Genomic DNA, 3478 nt, shown 5'->3' with positions numbered 1-3478 from the left:
GCTCGAGGAGCGCCGCCGCGATGGCCGCCGGCTCGCTCATCCGCCCCGGGCCGACCTCGCCGCAGGCCTGCTCCCCCACCTCCGGCCCGACGACCTGGACGCCGCGGCGGCGCAGCGCGGCCATCGCCTCCTGGGTGGGCGCCGCCTCCCACATGGCGTTGTTCATCGCCGGGGCGACGAGCAGCGGCGCCCGCGTCGCCAGGCACAGCGTCGCCGGCAGGTCGTCGGCCAGCCCGGCGGCGAGGCGGGCCAGGAAGTCCGCCGAGGCGGGCGCCACCACCACCCGGTCCGGCCAGCGGGCGAGCTCGATATGCCCCATGGCCGCCTCGGCCTCGGCGTCGAAGAGCTCGGTGCGCACGCGGTGCCCGGAGAGGGCCTGGAGGCTCAGGGGTGCGACAAATCGCTGCGCCGCCGCGGTCATCGCCACCTGGACGGCGCAGCCGCGCCGGCGCAGCTCGCGGACCAGCTCCGCGGCCTTGTAGGCCGCAATGCCGCCGGTGACGATCAATAGGATACGTTGCGGGCTCGAGCGGGAGTCCATACGGCATTATGGCGCTCACCGCCAGCCGGCGAAAGTGCCGCAGGCTTGCAACGGGGGACATGTTCTATAGTGTTTTTTCCCTAGGCAGGACAGCGCCGTAGCGCAACCGGAGGGGAGGCGACGATGAGCCAAGAGCAAGCGAGGCAGACGCAGGCGCCGGCCGAGGGGCAGGACCCGGCCCAGGGGCACACCTCACCGGCGGCGGAGATAGCCGACGCCGCCGCGCCCGGCGGGGAGGCTGAGCCGGGCTCCGCGAGCAGCGAGACGGGCCAGAAGGTCCGCGCCCTCTTCGGCCTGCCCGAGGACGACGACTGGGAGGAGTACGAGGCACTGCACCAGCACATCCAGAGGCTGCGGCTCAACGCCGTCGTCGGCATGCTCGTCATCCCCGGCGTGGCGCTGCTCCTCGTCGCCGGGCTGTACGCCGTCGGCGCCGAGCGCTACGCCATGGCGCTGGCCATGCCCTCGCTCTTTATCGGCGGCATCTCGCTGATGGTCGGCAACATCGGGCGCAGCCAGCTGCCGCGGCTCAAGCGCCTCCGGGACCAGTGGCACCGGTGAGCGGGTGCGCGGCAGCGCCGCTGCCGCGCACCCGCCCGGCGGGGCCCGCTCACGCCTGGGCGGCGGCCAGGAACAGCCCCACCACGCAGGCGAGGCCGGCCGTCCAGGCGAGGCTGCGCAGGGTGCTCAGATCGGCGATGTAGAGGGCGCCGTAGACCAGCCGCAGGCCGATGAACAGCACCGCCAGGGCGTCGACGGCCACCTGCGCGGCGCCCACCTGCTCGGCGACGAGCACCGCCGCGGCGAAGGGCGGGAAGGCCTCGTAGCTGTTCTGCTGCGCCCAGTGGGCGCGCTGGCGCCAGCCCTCCTGGGCGGCCAGCCACTCCCGCGGCCGGCGGTTGTCGAAGGACGCGGCGCCGCCCTTGGCGAGGCCGGCGAAGACCAGCGGCAGGACGGCGGCGGCGAGGATCATCCAGTGGGCGATACTCATGGGGCTTGCCTCCCGAGCGGCGGTGGCGGAGCGGCGGGTTGAGCCCGCTCCCTCATCCCGGTAGCTTACCAGGATCTCGGCGGCCGCTGTCCGGGGGGCCGGGACCTCCCCGGCGCGGACGCCGCCGAGCGGTCCTAGAGCGAGCCACGGAGGGCTCCAGCATGTCGATTCGCTCCTGGCCCAGCGAGGAGCGCCCGCGGGAGCGGCTGCTCGAGCGCGGCCCGCAGGCGCTCTCGGACGCCGAGCTGCTCGCCATCTTCCTGCGCACCGGGCGCCACGGCGCCTCCGCCGTCGACCTCGCCCGCGAGCTGCTGAGCGCCTGCGGCGGGCTGCGCGGGCTGCTCGAGGCCGACCGCGCCGCCTTCGCCGCCCACCGCGGCCTCGGCGACGCCAAGTACGCCCAGCTGCAGGCGGTCCTCGAGATGGGGCGGCGCCACCTGCGCGAGGACCTGGCCCGCGGGGAGGCCCTCACCAGCCCGGCCGCGACCCGGCGCTACCTGGTCGCGCAGCTGCGCCACCACCCCCAGGAGGTCTTCGCCTGCATCTTCCTGGACAGCCGCCACCGGGTGGTGCGCTTCGAGGAGCTCTTCCGGGGGACCATCGACGGGGCGAGCGTCCACCCGCGCGAGATCGTCCGCCGCGCCCTGGAGCAGAACGCGGCGGCGGTGATCGCCGCCCACAACCACCCCTCCGGCGTCGCCGAGCCGAGCGCCGCCGACGAGGCCCTCACGCACCGGCTGCGCGAGGCGCTGGGGCTGGTCGAGGTCCGGCTGCTCGACCACTTCGTGATCGGCGACGGCGAGCCGGTCTCCCTCGCCGAGCGCGGGGTCCTCTAGGCGGCCACGGCCTTGCGCAGCTTCTTGATGGCGTTGTTCTCGAGCTGGCGGACGCGCTCGGCGGAGACGCCGTAGCGGTCCGCGAGCTGCTGGAGGGTCTGGCGCTCCTCGGCGAGCCAGCGGCCGCGCAGGATCTGCTGGCTGCGGTCGTCGAGCTGCTCGAGGGCGTCGTAGAGGGTCCCGCCCTGGTGGCGGTCCCAGTCGTGGTCCTCGACGAGCTCCGCCGGGTCGAAGCGCCGGTCCTCGAGGTACGCCGCCGGCGCGCGCGTGGTCTCCTCGTCGTCCTCGGCGGCGAGCGGGTCGAAGCCGACGTCCTGGCCCGAGAGCCGGGACTCCATCTCGAGGACGGTCTCCGGGCGGACGCCGAGGTCGGCGGCCACCGCCTCGACCTCCTCGCGGTTCATCCAGCCGAGGCGCTTCTTGGCGCCGCGCAGGTTGAAGAAGAGCTTGCGCTGCGCCTTGGTGGTGGCGACCTTGACGATGCGCCAGTTGCGCAGGATGTACTCGTGGATCTCGGCGCGGATCCAGTGCACGGCGAAGGAGACAAGGCGCACGCCGACCTCGGGGTTGAAGCGCTTGACCGCCTTCATCAGGCCGATGTTGCCCTCCTGGATCAGGTCGCCGAGGGCGAGGCCGTAGCCGCGGTAGCCGCGGGCGATATGGACTACGAAGCGCAGGTGCGAGAGTACCAGCTGCCGCGCCGCGTCGAGGTCGCCCTCGTCGTGGCAGCGGCGGGCCAGCTCCTGCTCCTCCTCGGCCCCGAGCACGGGGATCTGGTTGACAGCCTGGATGTACGCCTCCTCGCTGCTCGTCGGCAGCGGCAGGTTCGCGTGCTCCACCTGTACCAATGCCGTGCTCATTCCTGCACCTCCACGTCTGCCCGACACGTCTCGACCCTCATCCAGTGGGAGTGGGAGCGCTCTACCGCTCTTTCAAGTGCCATTATAGGATGCCAAGCGGGCGCGGCACATCAGCGCGGCTCGATGGCCGCCAGGTGCCGCGCCACCGCCAGCCACGCCCCGGCGAGGCCGAGGCCGCCGCCGCCGGCGAGCAGCATCGCCCCCTCCTGCAGCCCGAGCCCGGCGAGCCCGAGCGGCGCGGCGTAGGCCT

At 73.7% G+C, this 3478-nt stretch carries 5 protein-coding genes; 2 read left to right on the top strand and 3 right to left on the bottom strand.

Annotated elements, in window-relative coordinates; all coding sequences use genetic code 11:
* Positions 1-541 (bottom strand): flavoprotein (locus CKO13_RS11270; RefSeq protein WP_274600689.1); only part of this gene is annotated, 541 nt, incomplete at its 3' end.
* Positions 542-664: 123 nt separating this feature from the next.
* On the opposite strand from CKO13_RS11270, the gene CKO13_RS11265 reads away from it, so the two are divergent.
* Complete coding sequence (locus CKO13_RS11265) at positions 665-1102, top strand: hypothetical protein (RefSeq protein ID WP_200261049.1); 438 nt, start codon at positions 665-667, stop codon at positions 1100-1102.
* Between the two features lie 49 nt (positions 1103-1151).
* Here the strand turns inward: CKO13_RS11265 and CKO13_RS11260 are convergent, their stop codons facing one another.
* Positions 1152-1532, bottom strand: a complete 381-nt coding sequence (locus tag CKO13_RS11260) for an MAPEG family protein (RefSeq protein ID WP_200261046.1) — start codon at positions 1530-1532, stop codon at positions 1152-1154.
* Positions 1533-1693: 161 nt separating this feature from the next.
* Between CKO13_RS11260 and radC the strand changes: the two genes are divergently transcribed.
* Positions 1694-2368, top strand: a complete 675-nt coding sequence (gene radC / locus CKO13_RS11255; RefSeq protein ID WP_200261043.1) for a RadC family protein — start codon at positions 1694-1696, stop codon at positions 2366-2368.
* On the opposite strand, the gene rpoH is transcribed toward radC, so the two are convergent.
* Positions 2365-3228, bottom strand: a complete 864-nt coding sequence (gene rpoH / locus CKO13_RS11250; RefSeq protein WP_200261040.1) for an RNA polymerase sigma factor RpoH — start codon at positions 3226-3228, stop codon at positions 2365-2367. The two genes, radC and rpoH, sit on opposite strands and share 4 nt — an antisense overlap.
* Between the last annotated feature and the right edge of the window lie 250 nt (positions 3229-3478).

It is taken from the genome of Halorhodospira neutriphila (assembly GCF_016584055.1).
Lineage (GTDB): Bacteria > Pseudomonadota > Gammaproteobacteria > Nitrococcales > Halorhodospiraceae > Halorhodospira > Halorhodospira neutriphila.
This window is presented reverse-complemented; position numbering and strand designations above follow the sequence as displayed.